Source organism: Streptomyces sp. NPDC006487, assembly GCF_042870555.1.
Classification (GTDB): Bacteria; Actinomycetota; Actinomycetes; order Streptomycetales; family Streptomycetaceae; genus Streptomyces.
This window is the reverse complement of sequence record NZ_JBIAHN010000010.1, coordinates 147,512-170,070: the sequence shown is the minus strand read 5'-3', so window position 1 is coordinate 170,070 and position 22,559 is coordinate 147,512. Positions and strand designations below refer to the sequence as shown.

Sequence of the window (22,559 nt, the reverse complement as noted above, 5' to 3'; positions counted from 1 at the left end):
CCCGTCCGGACCGGTCTCGCACTCGCCGGCGCGCTGCTCGCGCTCACCGGCTGGGCGACGGCCGCCGCCCCGGACGCCCGGGCCGACGACCCCGTCACCCTGTCCCAGCAGGGGCAGATCACCGACCGGGTGGGCGCCCTGGGCGACCGCAAGGCCGAGGTCACCGCCGCGCTGGACAAGCTGTACGCCGACCGGAAGGTCCAGCTGTTCGTCACGTACGTGCGCGACTTCTCCGGCCGGTCCGCGCAGAGCTGGGCCGACGCCACCGCACAGAAGAACGGCCTCGGCCAGAACGACGTCCTGCTGGCCGTCGCCACCGGCGCCAGGCAGTACGCCTATTCGGCCGATGTCGACTCCGGATTCACCAAGGAGCAGCTCGCGGCGGTCGCGCAGACCGCCATCGAGCCGGCGCTCAGGCAGAACGACTGGGCGGGCGCCGCGATCGGCGCCGCCGACGGCTATGACGCCGTCCTGGGCGGACAGCCCGTACCCGTGCCGGCGGTCGTCCCCGGCGAGGCCGACCCCGGAGGCGCCGCGGCGGGCGGCGGCGAGAGCGGCGCCGGGGACTTCGTCCTCCCGGTGGTCGCGGTCGGCGCGGCCGGCGCCCTCGGCGCGTACGCGTACACCCGCCGCAAGCGCAAGCAGGCGGGCGGCAGCGGCGGCTCGAAGACCACCGGCTGGTCCGGGCAGGGCCCCGCCCCGCTCTCCCTGCCGGAGCTGGACACCAAGGCCAAGGCCCTGCTGGTGGAGACCGACGACGCGATCCGCACCAGCACCGAGGAACTCGGTTTCGCCACAGCGCAGTTCGGCGAGGAAGCGGTGTCGTCCTTCACGCAGGCGGTGGAGTTCGGGAAGAGCGAGCTGACGGCCGCGTTCCGGCTGCGCCAGCAGCTCGACGACGCGTACCCGGAGGACGACGCCACCCGCCGCCGGATGCTCGACGAGATCGTGGCCCGCTGTACGGAGGCGAGCCGGCGGCTCGACGCCGAGTCGGCGGACTTCGACCGGCTGCGGGACCTGGAGAAGAACGCCCCGCAGGCGCTCGAAACCGTGGAGGCCCACTTCCGGGCCCTGACGGGCCGTACGACCATCGCGGAGGCCACCCTCACGGCGCTCGGCCGCCAGTACGCGGACTCCGCGGCGGCGCCGGTCGCCTCCAACCCCGAACAGGCCAAGGACCGGCTGCTGTTCGCGACGACCAGCCTCGGCGAGGCCCGCGCCGCCATCGGCACCGGCGACAACGGCAAGGCCGCCGTGCACGTCCGGGCGGCCGAGGGCGCGGTGGACCAGGCGGCCACCCTGGTCGACGCGGTGGAGCGGCGCGCGCAGGAGCTGGCGGAGGCCGCCGGGAAGCTGACGGGCGCGCTCAACGAGACGGACACGGACCTCGCCGACGCGAGCGGACTGCTGTCCGGCACCGCCGAGGGCACCTCGACCGCCGATCTGCGCGGCCGGATCAGCCGGGCGCAGGCCGTACTGGCCGACGTACGGCAGGAGCAGAGCGCCGGCCGGTACGACCCGCTGGACGCGCTGCGCCGCGTGGAGGAGGCCGACGCGGCCCTCGACGAGGCGCTGGCCGGGGCCCGCGAGCGGGAGTCGGGCCGGCAGCGGGCCGCGGCCCTGCTCGACCAGGCCCTGCTGACGGCCCGCAGCGCGATCGGCGCGGCCACGGACTACATCACCACCAGCCGGGGTGCGATCGGCAGCCAGGCCCGTACCCGGCTGGCGGAGGCCCAGCGCCACCTGGAGCGGTCCACGTCCCTGGCGGGCTCGGACCCGGCGGGCGCACTCGCCGAGGCCCAGCAGGCGGACTCGCTGGCGCGCCAGGCGCAGCAACTGGCCGAGCAGGACGTACGGGGCTACCAGAACCCGTACGGCGGTGCCGGCCGGCAGCAGGGCGGCGGCATGGGCGGCGCGGTGCTCGGCGGGATCATCCTGGGCGAGATCCTGGGCGGCGGCGGCCGCGGCGGAGGCGGCTTCGGCGGAGGGGGCGGGGGCGGCTTCGGCGGCGGCTTCGGCGGAGGGGGCGGCGGCGGGCGCGGACCCGGCTCCTTCGGCGGCGGCGGCACGCGCGGCCGGATGGGCGGCGGCGGCCGCTTCTGACGCACACACCGCTTGCCGGGGGCCTCGCGGCCACCCCCTTCGCAGGGACCTTCCCCTCGTTCCCTCGTTCCCTCGTTCCCTCGTTCTCCGCTCCCTCGTGTTCCCCCGTTACCCCATCCCCCGCTTTCCCGTCCCCAAGGAGACCCCGCACATGAGCAAGCAGAGCATCCTCGGCCGCGTCACCCAGCTCGCCAAGGCCAACATCAACTCCCTGCTGGACCAGGCGGAGGACCCGCAGAAGATGCTGGACCAGCTCATCCGCGACTACACGAACAACATCTCCGAGGCGGAGCAGGCCGTCGCCACCACCATCGGCAATCTGCGGATGCTGGAGGCGGACCACAAGGAGGACGTGGACGCGGCCGCGGAATGGGGCGGCAAGGCCCTCGCGGCGAGCAAGAAGGCCGACGAGCTGCGGACGTCCGGGTCGGCCGCAGACGCCGACAAGTTCGACAACCTCGCGAAGGTCGCCCTCGGCCGCCAGATGCAGTCGGAGAAGGAGGCGAACACGGCCGCGCCGACGATCGCCGCCCAGACCGAGGTGGTGGACAAGCTGAAGTCGGGCCTGGACTCGATGAAGACCAAGCTGACGGAGCTGACGGCGAAGCGCGACGAGCTGGTCTCGCGGGCCAAGACCGCGCAGGCCCAGAACACGATGATGGACGCGGTCAAGAACATCGACGTGATGGACCCGACCAGCGACATCAACCGCTTCGAGGAGAAGGTCCGCCGCGAGGAGGCCATGGCCCTGGGCAAGCAGGAGCTGGCCGCCTCCTCCCTGGACGCCCAGTTCGAGTCCCTGGACGACCTCGGCAAGACCTCGGAGATCGAGGCCCGGCTGGCCGCCCTGAAAGCGGGCAAGGCCGCCTGAACGTCCTGCCGGTGCGGGCCGCTTCCTTCCGGGGGCGGCCCGTACGCGTGTGTCACCGGGGGCTGCGGACCCCGACGCCGGGGACCCGGCCCCGCTCACCCGGCCCCGCTCACCCGTACATGCTCACCCGTACATGCTCAGCAGTTGCTCCGCCGACAGTTCCGTCACCGATTCCGCCACCGCGCCCGGGAGCGGGAGCTCGAACCAGACCGTCTTGCCCCGGTGGGTGCGGCGGGTGCCCCAGCCCGCGGAGAGCAGACCGACCAGCTGCAGGCCTCGGCCGCCCTCGTCGGTGTCCCGTGCCCGGCGGCGGCGGGGCTGGACCAGGTTGGCGTCCCAGACCTCGCAGACCAGGGTCCGGTCCAGCAGGAGGCGCAGCCGGATCTCGCCCTCTCCGTAGCGCAGGGCGTTGGTGACGAGCTCGCTCACCAGGAGTTCCGTGGTGTCGAGCAGTCCCTCCAGGCCCCACGCGGGCAGTTTCGCCCGGGCCAGCTCGCGGGCCCGGCCCACCGAGCGGGCCTCGCGCGGGAGCTGCCAGTCGCCGACCGCGTCCACCGGAAGGCCCTGGACCCGGGCCATCAGCAGCGCGATGTCGTCCTCTCCGTGCCGGGTGTCCAGGGTGTTCAGGACGTGGTCGCAGACCTCCTCCAGGGGGCGCGACGGATCGGCCAGCGCGTCCCGCAGGCCGCGCAGGCCCTCCTCCAGCGGATGGGTCCGCGATTCCACCAGCCCGTCGGTGTAGAGCGCGAGCAGGGCCCCCTCGGGGAGTTCGACCTCGACCTCCTCGAAGGGTTCCCCGCCGACGCCCAGCGGCATCCCGGTCGGGATCTCCAGGAGCAGTCCGGGGCGGGGCGTACCGCCCTCCTCCACCGGCTCGACCAGCACCGGCGGCATGTGGCCGGCGTTGGCGATGGTGCAGCGCCTGGTGACCGGGTCGTAGACGGCGTAGACGCACGTCGCGAGGTACACCTCGGAGCGGTCGGCGTCCCGGGAGTGCAGGGCGGCCCGGGAGGCCTGCTGGGAGCCGCCGGGCGCGCCGAGGCCCCGGGCGATCTCGTCCAGCGCGGTCAGCACCTCCGCCGGTTCCAGGTCCAGCAGCGCGAGGGTTCGTACGGCGGTGCGCAGTTCGCCCATGGCGACGGCGGCCCGCAGTCCGCGGCCCATGACGTCGCCGACGACCAGCGCCGTGCGGTGCCCGGGCAGCTCGATGACGTCGAACCAGTCGCCGCCGACCTCGGTGGCGGCGTTGCCCGGCAGGTAGCGGCAGGCGATGTCGAGTCCGGCGGCCTCCGGGTCGCCCGGGGGCAGCAGGCTGCGCTGGAGTATCAGCGCGCGCTCGTGTTCGCGCCGGTAGAGCCGCGCGTTGTCGATGCAGACGGCGGCGCGCGCGGCGAGCTCCACCGCGACCGCCCGGTCGCGTTCGCCGAAGGGCTCGCTGCCCTTGGTGCGGGAGAACTGCGCGAGCCCGACCACCGTGTCGTGCGCGACCAGCGGGACCACGAGCGTGGACTGCACGAGGTCCCCGGACTCGGGTCCGCCGCCCTCCACGAGCCGCGGCCGCGCCGTGCGCAGGGCGAAGGCCCCCGGCGAGCCGGCCGGGTACCGGTGCACCTCCCCTACGGAGACCAGCGCGCCCGGACCGGACAGCGGCGCGTCCGACACGGCCGAGGAGAAGGCCACTCGCCGCAGGGGCGCCGAGGGCGCGCGTCCGGGTCCGTAGCCGGGCAGGCTGGGAACGCCGGGGCCCTGCGGGCGGGCGGGGCGGTCGTCGTCGCCGAGCAGCAGGCCCTGGTAGAGGTCGACCGCGGCCAGGTCGCAGAAGCCGGGGACGGTGACGTCGAGGAGTTCGCGGGCGGTGGTCTCCAGGTCGAGGGAGTTGCCGATGCGGTGTCCGGCCTCGTTGAGCAGGGCCAGGTTCCGCCGGACCCCGGCGGCCTCGCGGGCGGCGAGGTGGCGGCGGGTCACGTCGATGCCGATGCCGGCGACCCCGATGGGACGGCCGGTACCGCCGTGCACCCGGTAGAGGTTGATGGACCAGTGCCGGTTGTCCCGGCTGCCGGGGGCGGCGCCGGTGATCTGGAGGTCGTTGACCGAGTCGCCGGTTTCCAGGACCCTGCGCAGGGCCTCGGCCATCCGGTCGGCCTCGTGCGCGGGCAGGTAGTCGTGGACGGTGCGGCCGCGGTGCTCCTCGGCGGCGCCGCCGAAGACGGTCGCGAAGCGGCGGTTGGCCCGCTGCACGGTGAGGTCCGTGCCGAAGAGCAGGAATCCGAAGGGGGATTGACCGAATATCGCCTGCGAGGCGGCCAGATCGGATTCGATCCGGCGCAGCGCGCGTACGTCGACCACGACGCAGAGCGCGGCCCGCTCGGCGGTTTCGGTCTGGGTCGGCATCACATAGATCTCGGCCACCCCGTGCGCACCGTCGCCGCCGGGGATCCGGAAGGGGATCAGACCCGTCCATTCCTTGCCGTCGAGAATCTCGGCCACCCTGCGGTGTGCGCCGGCGCGCAGCTCCGGGGGCATGAAGGCGTCGACGGGGTCACGGCCGACGGCCTCGGCCGCGGTCAGCCCGAAGAGTTCCTCGGCGCGCAGACTCCACTGGTCGATCAGCCCGTCGGGCCCGATCGAGAAGGAAGCGACCTTTATGTAGTCATATATCGAGCCAGGCGGGCTGCTGTGCCACAGGGAGTCGCGCCAGGTCTCCCCGGACGCTCCCCCGGGCACACGGGCCTGATGTGCCTGTACAGGTATCTCGCTCACGCGACCGTCCCCTCCAGCTCACCGCAACCGGACCGGCCATGACCGAAGTATTCAGCACCACGGCGCTCTACGACACGGCCTTCGCGATCACAAAAAGATCCCGTTGTTTTCCAGCCAAGCTTTGTGATCGTCGGCTGCCCCTCACCTTGTTACTCACCAGGAAGAGCCAATTCGAACCACACGGTCTTGCCCGACTTCCCGTGACGGGTCCCCCAGCGCTGTGCGGAGACCGCCACGAGGTGGAGTCCGCGGCCCCCTTCGTCGTCGGGTGCGGCGACGCGCTCGCGGGGTGGATCCGGAAGCGGATCCGAAACCTCCACGAGAAGGGCCGGACCCGAGGGAGCGTCCCGGGCGGCTGGATTGCGCCGTACGAGACGGACTCCGATGGGGCCGGAGGCGTACCTCAGGGAGTTGGTGACCAGCTCGCTGACCAGCAGGACGGTGACGTCGCCGACGGAGTCGAGACCCCAGTCGCGAAGAGTGCCGCGCACCGCGTGGCGGGCGGTGCGGACGGCACCCGGTTCGGCGGGAAAGGCCCATTCGGCGCATTCACCGTCTGTGTCGATCACGCCGATCACTTCCCGGGCCGACTGGCGACCCCAGTCCGGTTCAGCAGGGAACAGAACCTCGAGTACAAGTACGAGATGGGGATTAATAGCGACATACCCGATATTCACGGCGTCGTACCACTCGGGCCCCCACGGACCGGCGCACTGTGGCGCAGACGGCCTAGCGCGTGCGCGTCACGCGCCCCCGCGGCCCCCGCGAACCCCGTCGCGTGCTGCGCCCAGCCGGCGGCCGGCCTCGGCGACGGCCGGGCGGTCCTGGTCGAGCCAGTCCACCGAGTCCAGTTCCTCGGGCCGCAGCCAGCGCAGCTCGTCGTGGTCCTCCAGCGGGAGCGGATCGCCCGAGAGCAGCCGGGCCGTCCACACGTGCAGGACGAGGCCGGGCTTCAGCGGCCACTCCCCCGGGATCCGCTCCAGCGCCTCGGTCTCCACGCCGAGCTCCTCGCGCAGCTCCCGCACGAGCGCCTCGGGTACGGATTCGCCCGGCTCGGCCTTGCCGCCCGGGAGCTCCCAGCGGCCGGCGAGCTCCGGGGGCGCGCTCCGGCGGGCGGCCAGCAGGCGCCCCTCATGACAAAGGGCTCCGCCCACGACCACTCGTACAGTCATGGGCGGAGCCTATGGCAGCGGCGACGGGTGCGCCGCACTGCTCAGTTCCTCGTGCCGGTCCGGCCGGCGGTGCTGTCCTGGCCGAGCCGCTCGATCCAGTAGAGCTGCTTGTGCCCTCTGCTTTCGAGGCTGTCGGCGACCTTCTGGGCCTCGGCCCGGGTGGAGTACCGGCCCACCCGGTAGCGGTTGCCGTTGTCGTCCTCACGTATGACCAGCCACGGGAGCAGGGCACCGCTGTCGTTCATCGCGTTTCACCCTCCGCCGACGTACCTGCCCGGGAAACCGCATTGCGCATATGCCCGAGCCTACGCCCGACCTTTACTCAGCGGATACGGTTTTTCACGAAGAGGTACCTCGCAGGCGTACGCATCCGGCCATGCGTACGAGTGGGCCGTGCGCGCCGGTTCAGAGCCCGCGCACGGTCGGCAGCGGCAGGATCACGGCGCCGCCGGCGCTCTCCTTCCTGCAGACGTCCCCGCAGGTCGCGTCGAGGGAGCAACAGAGCGAGCAGATCGGGCCGGAGACGACCGGGCAGTCGGCGATGTCCGGGAGCTCGTACGCGGACTCGCAGACGGCACAGACGTGCGTGGCGGTGATGTCCGGGACGGTCACGTCCGGGCCGTTGACCGTGTTCGTCCTGGCCAGGTAGTACTTCCCCTTCGTCGCCCAGGCGATCAACGGGCAGAGGACGAGCGCGAGTCCGGCCGCGATGAAGGTGGAGAAAGCCTCCGCGTATGTCCCGAAAAGACCGAAGAAGGCGAGGATAGAGACGGTGGAAGCGATCACCATCGAGCCGAAACCCGCCGGGTTGACCGCGTAGAGGTAGGCCCGCTTGAACTCGATGTACGGCGGGCTGAGCCCGAGCCGCTTGTTGATCACGAGGTCGGCGGCGACGGCGACGATCCAGGCGATGCCGACGTTGGAGTAGAAGCCCAGCAGCTTGCCGAGCATCGCGAACATGTTGAGCTCCATCAACGTCAGCGCGATGCCGAGGTTGAGGAAGATGTACCAGACGCGACCGGGGTGGCGGTGGGTGATCCGGGAGAAGAAGTTCGACCAGGACAGCGAGCCGCTGTAGGCGTTCGTGACGTTGATCTTGATCTGGGACACGATGACGAACAGGGCGGCGACGGGCAGCGCGAGACCGCCGAGCCAGGGGCGCAGCGCCTCCAGCTGCGGGGCGATCGGCTCCAGCGCGTGGGTCTTGCCGACGGCTTCCAGGGCGACGAAGGCGAGGAACGCCCCGCCGAGCTGCTTGGCGGCGCCGATGATCACCCATCCGGGGCCGGCGGCGAGTACGGCGAAGTTCCAGCGGCGGCTGTTGGCCGGGGTCTTGGCGGGCATGAACCGCAGGTAGTCGGCCTGCTCGCCGATCTGCGCGATGAGCGAGAGCGCGATGCCGGTGCCGAAGCCGAAGCCGATCCAGGAGAAGCCGGACCCTGCGCCCTCGGTCCCGCCGAAGTGCGCGAAGGCGCCCCAGGCGTCGGGGGCCTCGAAGGCGAGCACCAGGAAGGGCAGGACCAGACCGATCAGCCAGATCGGCTGGGTCCACGCCTGCACCTTGGCGAGGGCGCCCATCCCCTTGAAGACGATCGGGATGACGATGAGCGTGGTGATCAGGTAGCCGATCTCCACCGGCAGGCCGACGGCCTGGTGCATGGCCTGCGCCATGATCGAGCCCTCGAGCGCGAAGAAGATGAAGGTGAAGGAGGCGTAGATGAGGGAGGTGAGGGTGGAACCGAAGTACCCGAACCCAGCGCCCCGGGTGACCAGGTCCATGTCCAGGCCGTACTTCGCGCAGGCCCGGGCGATCGGGATGCCGGTCAGGAAGATGACGGCGGCGGCCGCCAGGATCGCGGCGGCCCCGCTGGTGAAGCCGTAGGCGAAGACGATGGAGGCGCCGATGGCGAAGTCGGCGAGGTAGGCGATGCCGCCGAGGGCGGTGCCGGCGACGGTGCCGGGGCCCCAGCGGCGGAAGGAGTGGGGCGCGTACCTGAGCGAGTAGTCCTCGCGGCTCTCGTCGGCGGCGAGCTTCGCGTAGCTCCTGCGGGGCGGCGCGGGGGCCGTGGCGGGGGTGACGGTATCGGTCATACCGCCGGAAGGTAGGCCGCCGACGTGACGGCTCGTCACGCTTGGGCATTGCCCGGCGGTTACGCCCCCGGACCCGGCGTGACGGCGGGGTTACGCCCCGCGGACCCCCTGTCCGCCTTCCGGTACCCGGCCGCGGATGCTCCGCCCCACCGCCCCTGCGGCCGCTCCCGCAGATACGTTCCGGCTCGCCGCCGTTGCGGGGACCAGCCCCCGGGAGCTGCGCCGCAGAGGGACCGGGCCCCGCACCCCGCGCGGCAGTGCACCGCGCAGGCGGCCGGGCTGCCCGGGTTCACCTCACCGGCAGGTGGTACGCCAAGCGGTAGCGGTCGGCCGGGACGATGACGTCGGCGGTTTCGACGGCGCGGCCGGACGCGAAGTAAGTGCGCCCGATCACCAGCACCACATGCCCCGGCACCCCGCCGAGCTGCATGTTCTCCTCCGCCAGCCCCGGCCGCGCACCGACCTCCTCGACCACGTTGTCCACGACCACGTCGATCGCGGCCATCCGGTCCACCACCCCGGACCCGCCCAGCGGGCCCTCCTCCGGCAGCATCACCGGGCTCCGGCCGGTCACGGCGAGCGGCTCCCAGGAGGTCGACAGCATCATCACCTCGCCCGCGTCCCGGTAGACGTACCTCGTCCGCATCACCCGCTCGCCCGGTTCGATGCCGAGCCGTTTCGCGATGTCCGCCGGGGCGGCGGCCTGTTCGCTGCTGGAGTCCCAGGTGCCCCGTGCGCCCGCCTCCGCCTGCTCCTGCCGGAAGGGGGTCGAGACCCCGCCGGTGCGGTAGCCGGAGCGGGCGACGCGCCGCGGGACCGGCTGTTCGCGCACGTAGGTGCCGGATCCGGACCGGCCCTCGACCAGGCCCTCCGCCATGAGGACCTTGCGCGCCTCCAGGGCCACCGTGTCGGAGACCCCGTACTCCTCACGGATCCGGGCCTGTGAAGGGAGCCGGGCGTGCGGAGGCAGGGACCCATCGACGATCTTCCGTCGCAGATCACCGGCGACGCGCAGATAGGCCGGCTGCTCGCCGAAAGTCACAGGCCACTCCCATCAGGTTGACAGACAGCTACAGCCTGGCAACCGACGGTTGTCCATCGCAAGCAAGGGCCAGAGTTTCACCCGAAGTGATGAAGCCAGGTCACTCAAACCCACCCGTCACACGGACAACATCGCCTGCTCCACGGACGGCGCCCGGCTCGGCGCACCCGAGCCGTCACCCTGCGGCTCCTCCAGCCACTCCGGCACCGTCGTCGACAGACCGTACGCCCCGCGCAGCGCCTTCTCCGTCGCGACCGGCAGCTCCTCGAGCGCCTGGTCCCAGGCCTTCACGAACCCGTCCCCGGTCGTCGCCTCCGCGGCCCGGCGCCAGTGCCGCCGCGCCGCCTCCACCCGCTCCGCCTGTACTCCCGCCGGCCCGGCCACCTGCGGCCGGGCCTTCGCCGCGTCCAGCATCCGCGCCTCCGCGGCCAGCACCTCGTCCATCTCCCGCGCCCAGGCCCGGTACTCCTCCAGCGCCTCGTCCACGTCCTCGTCGGGCGCGTGGCCCAGCGCCAGATCGGCCTCGTTCATCGCGTGCAGGAAGGCCACCTGGTCCGGTTCCAGCATTCCGGCATCCTTGCGCAGACTGCCCCGCTGCTCCTGCTCCGCCGTGCCGATCACGCACACCAGCCGCCGCTCCCCGTCCTCCCACGTCGCGCGCGAGGGCGCGAAGTAGAACATCTCCGCGTACGGGGGCAGCGCCCAGGTGTCCATCGCGTACGCGTCCTGGGCTCGCCAGCATTCCCGCGCCGTCGACTCCTTCAGCTCCTCCTCGCCGGGGAACCGCGCCCCGCTCAGCGAGTGCGCGAGGGTGACCTCGGCGTCGTGGACCTGCGTACAGGCGATCCGGTACACGAAGGGGTCCTCGGCGAGCAGGTCCCCGCCGGGGACGTTGAAGCAGCTTCCGACGCCCAGCTCCGAGAGGTCGGCCGGCTCGCCCTCGACGTCCTCGTAGGGCTCGGCCGGGCCCATCGCGCGGGCCCGCTCGAAGAAGCCGTCCGCGGCCCACCCGGTGGCGACGACCAGGACTCCGGACAGCAGCACCGACACCACCAGCCCGCAAACGGCCAGCGCCCTGCCGCGCTCGCCCCTCCCGGCGGTCCGACCCCTCCTGCCGGTCTGCACGAGGGCCACGATCGCGAAGACGATGCCCAGGGGCGGGAAGCAGAGCAGCCCGACGAGCAGGGAGGCGAGCGCGAAGCCGTTGAGCGGCGGTGGTCCGTACGCGTACCCCTGCCGGGGCGGCCCGTACGCGTACCCCTGCGGGGGCGGGCCGGACCAGTGGTGCGGGGGCTGCGTGCTCACGGGGCTCCAGAAGCGGGCGTACGAATGCGCGAATAGTACGCAGCGGGGGCGACCGTCGAAACGGTCGCCCCCGCCGGGTTCATCGCGTCACCGACCTCATGGGGGTCAGAACTGGAGCGCCCAGGAGTCGATCTTTCCGGTGTCGATGTTCGCGTTGTCGTTGACCCGCAGCTTCCACACTCCGTTGGCGACCTCGGAGGAGGCGTTGACCGTGACGGACTTGACGATGTTGTCCGCGCTGCCACCGGAGCGGTTGTGCAGGTTGTACAGGGTGCCGTCGGGGGCGACGAGGTCGACCTTCAGGTCACCGATGTACGTGTGGAGGATGTTCACGTCCACCTTGAGCGTGCTCGGGGCGTTGCCGGAGACCCCGCTGACGGTGATCGGCGAGTCGACCGTGGAGTTGTCGGCGATCGCGTAGTCGGCGGTGTTCTCGAAGCGGGTGCCCGGGTTCGGCGGAGTGGTGGTGCCCCCGACGTAGAGCAGGCGGTTCGGGGAGCCGGTGCCGGGGCTGGTCACGACGTTCGGCGTGGCCGCGTTCACCAGGGCCGTGGAGACCTGGGCCGGGGTGGACGCCGGGTTGGCCGCGAGGTAGAGGGCGGCGGCGCCGACCACGTGCGGGGTCGCCATCGAGGTGCCGGAGATGGTGTTGGTCGCGGTGTCGCCGGTGCCCCACGAGGAGGTGATGGAGGAGCCGGGGGCGAAGAGGTCCAGGACGGCGCCGTAGTTGGAGTAGCTCGCCTTGGCGTCGGTGTTGGTCGTGGCGCCGACGGTGATCGCCTCGGTCACGCGGGCCGGGGACTTGGTGTTGGCGTTGGTGGACTCGTTGCCCGCCGCGACCCCGTAGGTGATGCCGCTGGCTATGGAGTTGCGCACGGCGGTGTCCAGCGCGGAGTCCGCGCCGCCGCCCAGCGACATGTTCGCCACGGCCGGCTTGACGGCGTTGGCGGTCACCCAGTCGATGCCGGCGACGACCTGGGCGGTCGTGCCGGAGCCGCTGTTGTCGAGCACGCGCACGCCGACGATCTTCGCCTTCTTGGCCACGCCGTACGAGGTGCCCGCGACGGTGCCGGCGACGTGCGTGCCGTGGCCGTGGCCGTCCTGGGCGGTGTTGTCGTTGTCGATGGCGTCGTAGCCGTCGGAAGCGCGGCCGCCGAGGTCCTGGTGCGTCTTGCGGACGCCCGTGTCGATGATGTACGCCGTCACACCCTCGCCGGCCTTGTCCGGGTAGGTGTAGCTCTGGTTCAGCGGAAGCGCCGTCTGGTCGATGCGGTCCAGGCCCCACGAGGGCGGGTTCGGCTGGGTGGCGTCGACGGTGAACACCCGGTTCTGCACGACGGACTTGACCGCGGGGTCGGCGGCGAGCTTCTTGGCCTGCGCCTCGGACACCTCGACGGAGTAGCCGTTGAGGGCCGCGCTGTAGGTCCGGTCGATCCTCGCGCCGTACCGCTTGGCCACGGCCTTGCCGCTGGCGGCGGTGGAGCGGGCGGCGGAGTCGTTCAGGGTCACGATGTAACTGCCGGAGACGGTGCCCTCCGCGCCGGCGTTCTCGATGACGCCCTGCGGGGCGAGCGGGGCCGCCGAGGCGGGTAAGGCGAGGGCGGCTCCGAGGGCGAGGGCCAGTGTGGCGGTCGCTCCGATGCCGGTGATCTTCCGGCGGGTGTGACGCGTCGCGGACATCTGAGGGGTCCTCCTCATAGGTGGTGCGCTGCGGGGGGTGCGCGGTCGTCGGACCTGTCGCCAGGACATGGCTTTAGCCATGCTCATGACAAGCAATTCGGCTCAACGATGCGCCGCTGACGAAAGGTTGACCCACGGAGTCGCTCCACCACAAGAGGACAACGAACGCGTAACATCCGTGCCATACGTCAGCCATGAACGAGCAAAGGCTCACCGCACATGACGCACGCACTACCCGGCTACGTCTGCGCCGAAGACGGCACCCGCGCCGACGCGCGGACGGCCCCCTGGTGCTGCCCGGTCTGCGGCGGCCCGTGGGACCTCGACTTCGCCCCCGACCCGGCCGCCGTGCTGGATCCCGCGGCCGGCCCCCACTCGCTCTGGCGCTACGGCCCCGCACTGCCGCTGACCGGCGCCTTCGCCGTCACGCTGGCGGAGGGGAACACCCCGCTGGTGCCGCTGGCGGAGCGAGTGCACGCCAAGCTCGACTTCCTGATGCCCACGCTGTCGTTCAAGGACCGCGGCGCGGTGATGCTCGCGGAACTGGCGCGCCGGCTGGGGCCGCGGCGCGTGGTGGCGGACAGCAGCGGCAACGCCGGGACGGCCTCCGCGGCCTACTGCGCGCGGGCCGGGCTGGACTGCGAAGTCTTCGTGCCGGAGGGCACCTCGGCGAAGAAGACGGAGCAGATGCGCGCACACGGCGCGGCGGTGACGGTGGTGCCGGGCGGCCGCGAGGCCGCGGCGGTGGCGGCCCGCGAAGCGGCCGACCTGCCGGGTGTGTTCTACGCCAGTCACGTCTTCAACCCGTACTTCCTGCACGGCACCAAGACGTACGTCTACGAGATCTGGGAGGCGCTGGGCGGCCACCTGCCCGAGGTGATCGTCGTCCCCGTCGGCAACGGCACCCTGCTGCTCGGGGCCGCGCTGGCGGTGGAGGAGCTGGCCCTGCGCGGGGTCCGCGCGCCGACCCTGATCGCCGTCCAGTCGGCGGCCGTCGCCCCGCTGGCCTCCGCCTTCCGCGCGGGCGCCGAGGACGCCGCCGCCGTGCCCCAACTCCCCACCCTGGCAGAGGGAATCGCGATCCCGGCTCCGCCGCGCGCCCGCCAGATCCTGGCGGCCGTCCGCAAGTCCGGCGGGACCTTCCTGACCGTCGGCGACGACCGCGTCCGCGCGGCCCAGCTCGACCTGGCCCGGCGCGGCCTCTTCGTGGAACCCACGGCCGCGGCCTGCTGGGCCGCGGTCGGCCCCACCGCCCCCGACGACCCCCTCCAGGGCCGCACCGCGGTCGTCCCGCTCTGCGGCGCGGGCGCCAAGACGGGGCTGGCGGCGCCGGTGGCCTGACCGGGACGGCCCCGGGCACCCTCGGGACGGCCCTCGGGACGGTCTTCGGGGCGGCCCGCGCGAGGGCCCGGTCCGGGACCCGCCGATGGTTGCAGGGGCCAACGACATAGGCTCCGCGTCATGCGCACCTCAACGGCCCGTGTCTGGATCGCCCTCGCCCTCGTGTACGTCGTCTGGGGTTCGACCTACCTCGGCATCCGGATCGTCGTCGAGACCATGCCCCCGTTCCTCTCCGCCGGGGCCCGCTTCATCACCGCCGGGCTCCTCCTGGCCGGCATCGTGGCCTGGCGCGACGGCCCGGCCGCGCTCAAGGCCACCGGCGCCCAGCTGCGCTCCGCCGTCCTGGTCGGGCTGCTGCTGGTGCTCGGCGGCAACGGCCTCGTCGTCCTCGCCGAGACCTCGATTCCCTCCGGGCTCGCCGCCCTCCTGGTGGCCGCGGTCCCGATGTGGCTGGTCGTCCTGCGCGCCTGCTCCGGCGACCGCCCCTCCCCCCGCACCCTGGCCGGTGTGCTGCTGGGCCTCGGCGGGCTCGCCGTCCTGACCAGCCCGGGATTCGGCGGGGAGATCGCGCTCGGCGGGGTGCTCCTGGTGCTGGCCGGCTCGGTGTGCTGGTCGCTCGGCTCCTTCTCGGGCTCGAAGCTGACCCTGCCCGCGAACCCCTTCACCGGCAGCGCGTACCAGATGCTCGCGGGCGGGGCCGGCGGGATCTTCGTCGGCCTGTGCCGCGGCGAACAGCACGGGCTGGACCTCACCTCGTACTCCACCGCGTCCTGGCTGGCCCTCGGCTACCTCGTGCTGTTCGGCTCGCTCGTCGGTTTCACCGCGTACGTGTGGCTGCTGCGCGCGGCTCCGCTCTCGCTGGTGGCCACGTACGCCTACGTCAATCCGGTCGTGGCCGTCGCCCTGGGCTGGCTCATCCTCGACGAGGCCCTGACCTGGCCGATCGTGCTCGGCGGCGCGATCGTCGTGGCGGCGGTGTGCGTGATCGTGAGCACGGAGCGCCGCGACTGAGGGGCCGGCAGGACCTCAGTCCGCGGCCTTCGCCGCCCGCTCGTAGAGGGCCTTCGCCCGGTCGTCGAACAGCGCGGCCGTGGAGTCCACGTCGGTGTCCCCGCCGCTCAGCACCCCGATGAGCTGCCCCGGCCGCCCCGGCCCGCCGCGGTCGGCGATCCACGGGCTGCCGCTCGTCCCCGTCCAGAACCCCGCGCAGTTGATGTAGAGCATGTCGGGGTCGTCCTCGTCGTGCCGGCTCTGCGTCGTACAGGCGACGGGCTTGTTCTCGGGGTTGTGCTCGGACTCCGGATAGCCGACGACGGTCACGTCCCGCTCGTAGCCGGAGGTCCAGACGGGCTTCGGGGCCTCCCCGCGGCCGACGACCTCCTGCAGGCTGCGCCCCTCCGCATCCGGTTCGACGCTGAGGAAGGCGAAGTCGGCGGTGTCCTCGCCCCACTTGCTCCAGCGCTCGTCGACCTGGACGGAGCGCACCTTCCACAGCCCGAGGGGCCGCTGCCCGGAGCCCTCGCCGGAGAAGGCGGGGGCGAAGGAGAGCTCGCCGATGGCCAGCCCGTCGTGCGCGGCCTCGCCCGGCCGGCCGTCCTCGCCGGCGGGGGCCACGCAGTGCGCGGCGGTGGCGACGACATTGCCCAGCGGGCTGTCGACGACGCTGGCCGTGCACCAGTGCTCGCCGCCCGCCATGAGGACTCCGACGGTGGGGAAGGGGAGCGCCGCGCGGTCCTCGTAGCCGCCGGAGTCGACGAACACCACGGCGAGCAGCGCGGCGACCCCCGCGAGGGCGGCCGAGGCGATCCCGATCCCCTTGATGCCGGGGCTCACCGCGAGGCGGCGCCGCTCGCGCCGCCGCTCGGGGCCGGCCGGGGCTTCGGGGTGGGTGCGGACATCACCTTGCTGATCCACTCCAGCGCACCCTCCCTCATCCCGCGTACGTACGACTTGCCGTTGTGCTCACCATCCTGGATCACCTGCAGCTTGGTGTGCACGGGACCCTTGCCGTGGTCCCTGATGAACCGCTCGGCCTTCTCCCGGCCGGTTTCCCTGGTGCCGATCTGGAAGTTGACGTAGACCTCGGGACCGCCCGCCGCGATCAGTTTCGCGGCGAGCTTCTCGGGGTTGTTCTCGTCCATGGCCTGCGCGTTTCCCTGCCACAGCGGGGAATCGGGGGCGGTGTCCACCCCGCTCGCGATGGCCGCCTTGAAGCGGTCGGGGTACTTCAGGACGTGCTTGAGGGCTCCGAAACCGCCCGACGAGGAGCCCATGAAGGCCCAGCCGTCGCGGGAGGTGAAGGTCCGGAAATTGGCCTTCGCGAAATCCGGGACGTCCTCGGCCATCCAGGTGCCCATCTTGGGCTGCCCGGGGATGTCGGAGCCGTCGAAGTGGTGCTTGGTGTCGGCGTTGATCACCGGCATGATCAGGATGAAGGGCAGGCTCTTGCCGGACTTCGCCCCGTCGCTCACGGCCTGCTGGAGGCCGAGGCCGGGGCCCGTCCCCCAGTAGTTCGTGGGGTAGCCGCGGCCGCCGGGCAGGGAGATCAGGACCGGGAAGGCGCTGTCGGCGTACGCCGGGTCGTCGTACTGCTTCGGCACCCACACCCACACGTCGCCCTTGAACCCGGACTTCTTGCCCGTCAGGGTGGTCTTGGCGATCTGGGTGCCGTCCGGCAGCCGGGAGGTCCGGACGAACGAGGCCTTCGGCCCGGTCGGCATGAGCACGCCGGGCTCGGCGTGCGAGGCGGCGGAGGCCGCGGGCCGGGGCTTTCCGAAGGAGACGGGATCGCCTATGTCCGAGAAGAGGTTGTAGTGGTACGCGGCCGCCCCGCCGCCCGCCAGGAGGGTGAGCCCGAGGCCCCCGCCGATCAGGATCAGGCGCAGCCGGCGCGTGGGGCGGCGGCCCCCGGTCGCGGCGCCGTGGTCCCCGGTCGCGGCGCCGCCCTCGGCCGCCGGACCTGCGCTCTCGGTCGTGGCGGCGGCTTCACCCTGCAGGTCTTGGTGCACGGATCGTTCCCGTTCCTTCTCCGGCGCCCCCTGGGAGCGCGGGTTGGACCGTTTGGTCCCCCTTACATCCATAACAGAGGTATGAACGACCGGATGGGTTGCCTGGGACGGGTGGACGTGGCGAGGGCCACGTGGGGGACGCGCGCCGCGCGCGGTGCGCGCGGGCGCCGCTCCCCCGCGCGGGTGCGTCCGCTCGCTGTCAGCCCGCGTCGGGCTTCGGCCCCTTGAGCACCTTGCTGACCCACTCCAGCGAGCCTTCCTTCATGCCGCGCACGTAGTGCCAGCCGTTGTGCTCGCCGTTCTGGATGTCGCGGATGGTCATCTTGACCGGGCCCTTGGCGTACTTCTGCCGGAACTGCGTCATGCGTTCCTTGCCGCTCTCCTTGGTCCCGATCTGGAAGTTGATGTAGACCTCGGGGCCGCCCGCGTCGATCAGCTTCTGAGCGAGCTTCTCGGGGTTGTTCGCGTCCATCTCCGCCTGGTGGCCCTTCCAGAACGGGGAGTCGGGGACGATCTCGCCGCCGCTGGCGATCACGGCCTTGAACTTGTCCGGGTGCTGGAGGACCTGCTTCATGCCGACGAAGGCGCCGGAGGAGGAGCCCATGAAGGCCCAGCCGTCGCGGGACTTGTACGTACGGAAGTTGGCGCGGGTGAAGTCCGGGACGTCCTCGGCGATCCAGGTGCCCATCTTGGGCCGCCCGGGGATGTCGGAGCCGTCGTAGTAGTACTTCGGGTCCGGGTTGAGCACCGGCATGATCACGATGAACGGCAGGCTGGTGCCGGCCTTGACGCCCTCGCCGATGGCCTTCTGGAGGCCGAGGCTGCGGTCGGCCCAGTAGTTGTCGGGGAAGCCGTTTCCGCCGGGGAGGGCGATGAGCACCGGGAAGCCGCTCTTGGCGTACTTCGGGTCGCCGTACTCCTTCGGCGTCCACACCCAGACGTCGCCCTCGAAGCCGGACTTGGCGCCCTTGAGGCGGGTCTTCGCGATGACCGTGCCGTCGTCGAGCTTGGCGGTCTGCTTGAACGCGGAGGCCGGCCCGGTCGCCTGCCGTACGTCCGGGTCGCCGGTCGGCGTGGGCGGGCTCGCGGGGGCCTCGCCCGGGCCGCCCTGCGCCGCACCGGTGTCAGCGGAGGGCGGGGTCGTGCCGAAGCTCACCGAGGAGCCGTTGCCGGAGAACCAGTCCAGCTTCCAGGCCGCGAAGCCACCGCCTCCGAGGAGGAGCACGAAGGCCATGGCCGCGCCGATCCACGGCACGCGGCGGGAGCGGGCGCGGCGGGAGCGGCGCGGGGGCTCGGGTATGTGCGGGGGGACGTACGCCTCGCTGCCGTAGGCGGGCGCGCCATCGGGTTGGTGTGACAATCCCTGCTGGTGGGGCTGGTACGGCTGGTCATCGGGCCGCGGGCGCTGCGGGTCCTGGTGCACGAACTTCGCTCCGAACGGTCATGACTGCCCCCCGGTGGGACAGAAGGGACTGGGATCCCCCTAGTCCTGATGTGTGAATCCCCCGGAAAGTTCCAAATCAGCGCAAAATCACGATCCGGATTCCGGGCACCTCACTTCAGCGCGTCGAGGACCCCCGCGCACCGCCCGAGCAGTTCGATCAGCAGCTTCCGCTCCTCGCCGCTCAACTCGGCGGCGAGCGCCCGCTCCACCGCCACCGCCCCCGCGTCGGCCAGCTCCATCACGGAGCGCCCCTCCTCGGTGAGCCGGGTCTCCAGGACGTTGCGGTGCAGTTCGTGCGGGGTCCGCTCGATGAGGCCGCGCTCCGAGAGGTTCTTCAGCACGGTGTTCATGGTCGGCGGCGTCACCCCGCACAGGCGGGCGAGCGAGGCGGCGGAGATCCCGGGCTTCTCGGCGAGCCAGAGCAGGGCGGCGTACTGCGGAACCGTTACTGCGGCCGGCTTCACCGCCGTGTTCTTGGCCCCGAGGAGCGCCTGCTCGGCGCGCTTGATGTGGGAGCCGATGCGCTCCTCGGCGGGCATGGAAGTCATCCCCGCATCATAAAGCCCTTGCATGCATTAGAGCCCTAACTTAGATTCGTGCCCACATAGAGAGAAGAGGACGTCCGATGACGAAGAGCTCGACGAAGAAGTTCCTGCCCGCCGCCCTGCTCACCCTGACCGCCGCCCTCACCCTCGGCGCGGCCCCCGCCGCCACGGCCTCCGGCGTCACGGCCGCCGGCGTCACGGCCGCCGGCGCCACGGCCGCCGACGGCCCCGATCGCCAGGGGGCCCGGACGGGCATCTCCACGGCCTTCACCCTCCCCGGCACGCAGGTCTTCCCGGAGGGCATAGCCGCCGACCCCCGCACCGGCACGGTCTACGTCGGCTCCTACAAGGACGGCACCGTCTACCGGGCCCGCTCCGGCGGGCGCGCGGCGGAGGTCTTCCTGCCCGCCGGCACCGACGGCCGCCACACCGCGAACGGACTGCGGGTCGACGGCCACGGCCGGCTCTGGGTGACCGACTCCACCTCCGGCGTCTCCGTCTACGACACCCGCTCGGGGGCCCGTACGGCCCACTTCGAGATACCCGGGAGCGCACCGCGCTTCCTCAACGACCTGGCCGTCACCCCGGACGGCACCGCCTACCTCACCGACAGCGTCCGCGCGGTGGTCTACCGGGTCACCCCGGAGCAACTCGCCGCCGGCTCCGGCCCGCTGCGGGCCGCGTACGACCTGAGCGGGCGGCTCACCCCGTCCCCGGCGGGCAGCTTCAGCCTCAACGGCATCACCGCGGACCCGGCCGGGCGGTTCCTGCTCACCGTCGACATGACGGCCGGCGATCTGTACCGCATCGACCCGGTCTCCGGCGCGGTCTCCCGCGTGGCGCTGACCGGCGGGGACCTGAAGACGGCCGACGGCCTCGACCTCGCGCCCGGCGGCGTCCTGCGCGCGGCCCAGAACACGCGGAACACCCTGAGCCGCTGGCAGGTTTCGGCCGACGGCACCCGGGCCCGCCTGGTCCGCACCGTCACGGACCCCTCGCTCCAGATCCCGACCACGCTGGTCCGGGTCCCGGGGCGGACGCTCGTGGTGCGGTCCCAGTTCGACAAGGACGGCGGGGTGCTGCCGTCCACCGGCGCGCCGACCGCCTTCACGGTCGCCTCGGTCCGCGGGTTCTGACCCGCGGGCGGGTCCCGCCGGAGGGTCCCGTCGGAGGGTCCCGTCGGAGGTAGGGCTGGCCATACCCCCGAAGCTCGCCCCTGCCCCGCTGACCGGGGGCCGCGCGGCCGGTTGGCTGGGAACCATGCTGAGGATCGCGTTGAGGTCGCTGCGGCGGCGCTGGATGACACAGGTGGGGACGTTCGTGGCGGTGGCCCTGGGGGTCGCGCTGATGACGGTCATGGGGCTGGGGCTGGCCGCTTCGGCGGCGCTGCCCGCGGGGGCCGGGGTGGTGGGCCTCAACTCGATGCTGGGTACCGCGGGCGGGGTGAGCTCGTTCGTGGCGGCGTTCGTCGTGGCGTCGACCTTCTCGTACGCCGTGGCCGCGCGGCGGCGCGAGCTGGGGCTGCTGCGGCTGGCCGGGTCGACGCCCGGGCAGCTGCGGCGCCTCGTGCTGACGGAGGCGGCGGCCGTCGGGCTGGCCGGATCCGCGGCCGGGGTCGCCCTGGGCCGGGAGGGTGCCCCGCTGATGGCCCGCTGGACGGTGGCGCAGGGGCTGGCGCCCGCCGGGTACGCGATCGGGGACCAGACCTGGCCGCTGCACACGGCGTTCTGGACGGGACTGCTCGTCGCGCTGTCGGGGGCGTACGCCGCTTCCCGGCGGGCGGGCCGGGTCGGTCCGCTGGAGGCGCTGCGCGAGGCCGTGACCGACGGGCGGCCCATGACCCCGGGGCGCTGGGTGGCCGGGGGCGGCCTGCTGCTCTGCGCGGTCGCCTTCGTGGGGTGGCGGCTCGGGTCGGATCCGGGCTCGCTGCTCAAGCGCAAGACGTACACCTGGCAGCCGATGCTGCTGATCTCCGCGTGCGGACTGCTGGCTCCGGTGCTGGTACGGCCCGTCGTACGGCTGCTGATGTGGGTGCCGGTCCGGCTGACGTCCTACGCCGGCCGGCTGGTGCGGGCGAACGCCTCCGCCGGGGTCCGCCGGACGGCCGCGGTGGCGGCGCCGGTGCTGGTGATGGTCGCGCTGACCGGATCGCTGCTGGGCTCGGCCTGGACCCTGAAGGAAGCCAAGGCGGTGGAGGCCCGGGCCCGGACCGGCGCGGACTACGTACTGACCGGCGGGCGGCTGCCGGACCGGGCGGCGGCCCGGGGGTTCGCCGGTGTCCCGGAGGCGAGCGCCCTCTCGGTGGCCGACACCCGGCTGACGGTGCTGGAGGAGGGGTTCGTGAAGGTGCCGACGGAGGCCTTCGCGGTCGACCCGGCGGCGCTGGCGGAGGTCTCCCGGCTACCGGTGGTTGCCGGCTCGGTCGCCGACCTGGACGACGGCGGCATCATCGTCACGCAGGAGTGGTGGCAGCACCGGGTCGGGGACTCGGTACCGCTGTGGCTGGCCGACGGCACCGCGGCCCGGCTGCGCATCGTCGCCGTGATGCGGACGGGCACCGGCGACAACGGGGCCTACGTCACCCCGCGCAACGCGCCCGGCGCGAAGGTCTCCCGCATCGAGGTCAGGGCCCCCGCGTCAGCGGCCGCGGCGGTCCGCGAGACGGCGGCCCGTTACGGGGCCACGGCCCACACCAAGGAGGAGTGGCTGACGGCGACGCACCCGCGCACGAACCGCTTCACGGCGCTCGGTTACGTCCTGGTCCTGGGCATCGCCCTGGTCTACACGGCGATCGCGCTGGCCAACACCCTGCTGATGGCCACCTCCGACCGGGGCGGCGACCTGCGCCTGCTCCGGCTGGCCGGGGCCACCCGCGGCCAGGTACTCGCCGTGACCACGGCCGAATCCCTGCTGGCGGCCGCGGTCGGCGCCCTCCTGGGGACGGCGGTCACCGCGGTCAACCTGACGGGCATGCGCGCCGCCCTCGCGGTCCTCGGGGTCGACTCGCCGGTGGTCGTCCCCTGGCTCCCGATGGGCGCGGTGGCCGGTGTCTGCGCCGCGCTCTCGGTCCTGTGCACGCTGCTGCCGGCGTCCCGCGTCCTGCGCGACAGGACGGGGCGGCGCAGGGCGGGGCGGCGCGGGACGCGGTCGGGGGAAGTGCCCGCCATCGCCGCCGGGTTGACCTCGGGCTGAAGCAC

General features: G+C 72.7%; 18 protein-coding genes. 6 read left to right on the top strand and 12 right to left on the bottom strand.

Annotation, left to right across the window (positions count from 1 at the left end):
* Nucleotides 1-33 precede the first annotated feature (33 nt).
* Both ACFYM0_RS19070 and ACFYM0_RS19065 read left to right on the top strand, forming a co-directional pair.
* Entirely contained in the window at nt 34-2,103 is a 2,070-nt protein-coding gene (locus tag ACFYM0_RS19070; RefSeq protein ID WP_388503036.1) for a TPM domain-containing protein, read from the top strand.
* 151 nt (nt 2,104-2,254) lie between these two features.
* On the top strand, nt 2,255-2,974 hold the full coding sequence (locus tag ACFYM0_RS19065; protein ID WP_388502689.1) for a PspA/IM30 family protein: 720 nt from the start codon (nt 2,255-2,257) through the stop codon (nt 2,972-2,974).
* 123 nt (nt 2,975-3,097) lie between these two features.
* Here ACFYM0_RS19065 and ACFYM0_RS19060 read toward each other — a convergent pair whose 3' ends face one another.
* The 8 genes from ACFYM0_RS19060 to ACFYM0_RS19025 all read right to left on the bottom strand — a co-directional run bounded on the left by ACFYM0_RS19060 (nt 3,098) and on the right by ACFYM0_RS19025 (nt 13,024).
* The gene (locus ACFYM0_RS19060) at nt 3,098-5,698 is read right to left on the bottom strand and encodes a SpoIIE family protein phosphatase (protein WP_388503034.1); all 2,601 of its coding nucleotides are present in this window, start codon (nt 5,696-5,698) and stop codon (nt 3,098-3,100) included.
* Nucleotides 5,699-5,883: 185 nt separating this feature from the next.
* A complete protein-coding gene (locus tag ACFYM0_RS19055) occupies nt 5,884-6,312 on the bottom strand; it encodes an ATP-binding protein (RefSeq protein ID WP_327254771.1) in 429 nt (142 codons plus the stop codon).
* 165 nt (nt 6,313-6,477) lie between these two features.
* Nucleotides 6,478-6,906, bottom strand: coding sequence for a (deoxy)nucleoside triphosphate pyrophosphohydrolase (locus ACFYM0_RS19050; protein ID WP_388502686.1), 429 nt, complete (start codon nt 6,904-6,906; stop codon nt 6,478-6,480).
* Nucleotides 6,907-6,947: 41 nt separating this feature from the next.
* A complete protein-coding gene (locus ACFYM0_RS19045) occupies nt 6,948-7,151 on the bottom strand; it encodes an SPOR domain-containing protein (protein WP_254382854.1) in 204 nt (67 codons plus the stop codon).
* A gap of 160 nt (nt 7,152-7,311) precedes the next feature.
* On the bottom strand, nt 7,312-8,997 hold the full coding sequence (locus tag ACFYM0_RS19040) for a purine-cytosine permease family protein (RefSeq protein ID WP_388502683.1): 1,686 nt from the start codon (nt 8,995-8,997) through the stop codon (nt 7,312-7,314).
* A 289-nt stretch (nt 8,998-9,286) separates the two neighbouring features.
* Nucleotides 9,287-10,039, bottom strand: coding sequence for a GntR family transcriptional regulator (locus ACFYM0_RS19035; RefSeq protein ID WP_388502680.1), 753 nt, complete (start codon nt 10,037-10,039; stop codon nt 9,287-9,289).
* Nucleotides 10,040-10,156: 117 nt separating this feature from the next.
* Nucleotides 10,157-11,344: a septum formation family protein gene (locus ACFYM0_RS19030; protein WP_388502678.1), complete on the bottom strand. Its 1,188-nt coding sequence runs from the start codon at nt 11,342-11,344 to the stop codon at nt 10,157-10,159.
* A 105-nt stretch (nt 11,345-11,449) separates the two neighbouring features.
* On the bottom strand, nt 11,450-13,024 hold the full coding sequence (locus ACFYM0_RS19025) for a S8 family peptidase (protein WP_388502677.1): 1,575 nt from the start codon (nt 13,022-13,024) through the stop codon (nt 11,450-11,452).
* Nucleotides 13,025-13,243: 219 nt separating this feature from the next.
* Here ACFYM0_RS19025 and ACFYM0_RS19020 point away from each other — a divergent pair, with 219 nt between their 5' ends.
* Both ACFYM0_RS19020 and ACFYM0_RS19015 read left to right on the top strand, forming a co-directional pair.
* On the top strand, nt 13,244-14,365 hold the full coding sequence (locus ACFYM0_RS19020; RefSeq protein ID WP_388502674.1) for a pyridoxal-phosphate dependent enzyme: 1,122 nt from the start codon (nt 13,244-13,246) through the stop codon (nt 14,363-14,365).
* 120 nt (nt 14,366-14,485) lie between these two features.
* The gene (locus ACFYM0_RS19015) at nt 14,486-15,376 is read left to right on the top strand and encodes an EamA family transporter (protein ID WP_388502671.1); all 891 of its coding nucleotides are present in this window, start codon (nt 14,486-14,488) and stop codon (nt 15,374-15,376) included.
* 15 nt (nt 15,377-15,391) lie between these two features.
* On the opposite strand, the gene ACFYM0_RS19010 is transcribed toward ACFYM0_RS19015, so the two are convergent.
* From ACFYM0_RS19010 to ACFYM0_RS18995, 4 genes are all read right to left on the bottom strand, one after another.
* Nucleotides 15,392-16,279 (bottom strand): trypsin-like serine peptidase, encoded by an 888-nt coding sequence (locus tag ACFYM0_RS19010; RefSeq protein ID WP_388502668.1) that lies wholly within the window; start codon nt 16,277-16,279, stop codon nt 15,392-15,394.
* Nucleotides 16,195-17,373 (bottom strand): alpha/beta hydrolase, encoded by a 1,179-nt coding sequence (locus ACFYM0_RS19005; RefSeq protein WP_388502666.1) that lies wholly within the window; start codon nt 17,371-17,373, stop codon nt 16,195-16,197. The genes ACFYM0_RS19010 and ACFYM0_RS19005 overlap by 85 nt, the downstream gene beginning before the upstream one ends.
* Nucleotides 17,374-17,572: 199 nt before the next feature.
* The gene (locus ACFYM0_RS19000; RefSeq protein ID WP_388502665.1) at nt 17,573-18,733 is read right to left on the bottom strand and encodes an alpha/beta hydrolase; all 1,161 of its coding nucleotides are present in this window, start codon (nt 18,731-18,733) and stop codon (nt 17,573-17,575) included.
* A gap of 194 nt (nt 18,734-18,927) precedes the next feature.
* Nucleotides 18,928-19,365, bottom strand: a complete 438-nt coding sequence (locus ACFYM0_RS18995) for a MarR family transcriptional regulator (RefSeq protein ID WP_327254761.1) — start codon at nt 19,363-19,365, stop codon at nt 18,928-18,930.
* 77 nt (nt 19,366-19,442) lie between these two features.
* On the opposite strand from ACFYM0_RS18995, the gene ACFYM0_RS18990 reads away from it, so the two are divergent.
* Nucleotides 19,443-20,498, top strand: coding sequence for an SMP-30/gluconolactonase/LRE family protein (locus ACFYM0_RS18990; protein WP_388502663.1), 1,056 nt, complete (start codon nt 19,443-19,445; stop codon nt 20,496-20,498).
* A gap of 124 nt (nt 20,499-20,622) precedes the next feature.
* Complete coding sequence (locus ACFYM0_RS18985; RefSeq protein ID WP_388502661.1) at nt 20,623-22,554, top strand: FtsX-like permease family protein; 1,932 nt, start codon at nt 20,623-20,625, stop codon at nt 22,552-22,554.
* The last annotated feature ends 5 nt before the right edge of the window (nt 22,555-22,559 follow it).

What these genes read in the sequence shown, in the direction of transcription:
- ACFYM0_RS19045 (WP_254382854.1), bottom strand. Translation starts at nt 7,151, where the DNA reads ATGAACGACAGCGGTGCCCTGCTCCCGTGGCTGGTCATACGTGAGGAC.
- ACFYM0_RS19015 (WP_388502671.1), top strand. Translation starts at nt 14,486, where the DNA reads ATGCGCACCTCAACGGCCCGTGTCTGGATCGCCCTCGCCCTCGTGTAC.
- ACFYM0_RS19040 (WP_388502683.1), bottom strand. Translation starts at nt 8,997, where the DNA reads ATGACCGATACCGTCACCCCCGCCACGGCCCCCGCGCCGCCCCGCAGG.
- ACFYM0_RS18995 (WP_327254761.1), bottom strand. Translation starts at nt 19,365, where the DNA reads ATGACTTCCATGCCCGCCGAGGAGCGCATCGGCTCCCACATCAAGCGC.
- ACFYM0_RS18985 (WP_388502661.1), top strand. Translation starts at nt 20,623, where the DNA reads ATGCTGAGGATCGCGTTGAGGTCGCTGCGGCGGCGCTGGATGACACAG.
- ACFYM0_RS19050 (WP_388502686.1), bottom strand. Translation starts at nt 6,906, where the DNA reads ATGACTGTACGAGTGGTCGTGGGCGGAGCCCTTTGTCATGAGGGGCGC.
- ACFYM0_RS19065 (WP_388502689.1), top strand. Translation starts at nt 2,255, where the DNA reads ATGAGCAAGCAGAGCATCCTCGGCCGCGTCACCCAGCTCGCCAAGGCC.
- ACFYM0_RS19025 (WP_388502677.1), bottom strand. Translation starts at nt 13,024, where the DNA reads ATGTCCGCGACGCGTCACACCCGCCGGAAGATCACCGGCATCGGAGCG.
- ACFYM0_RS18990 (WP_388502663.1), top strand. Translation starts at nt 19,443, where the DNA reads ATGACGAAGAGCTCGACGAAGAAGTTCCTGCCCGCCGCCCTGCTCACC.
- ACFYM0_RS19020 (WP_388502674.1), top strand. Translation starts at nt 13,244, where the DNA reads ATGACGCACGCACTACCCGGCTACGTCTGCGCCGAAGACGGCACCCGC.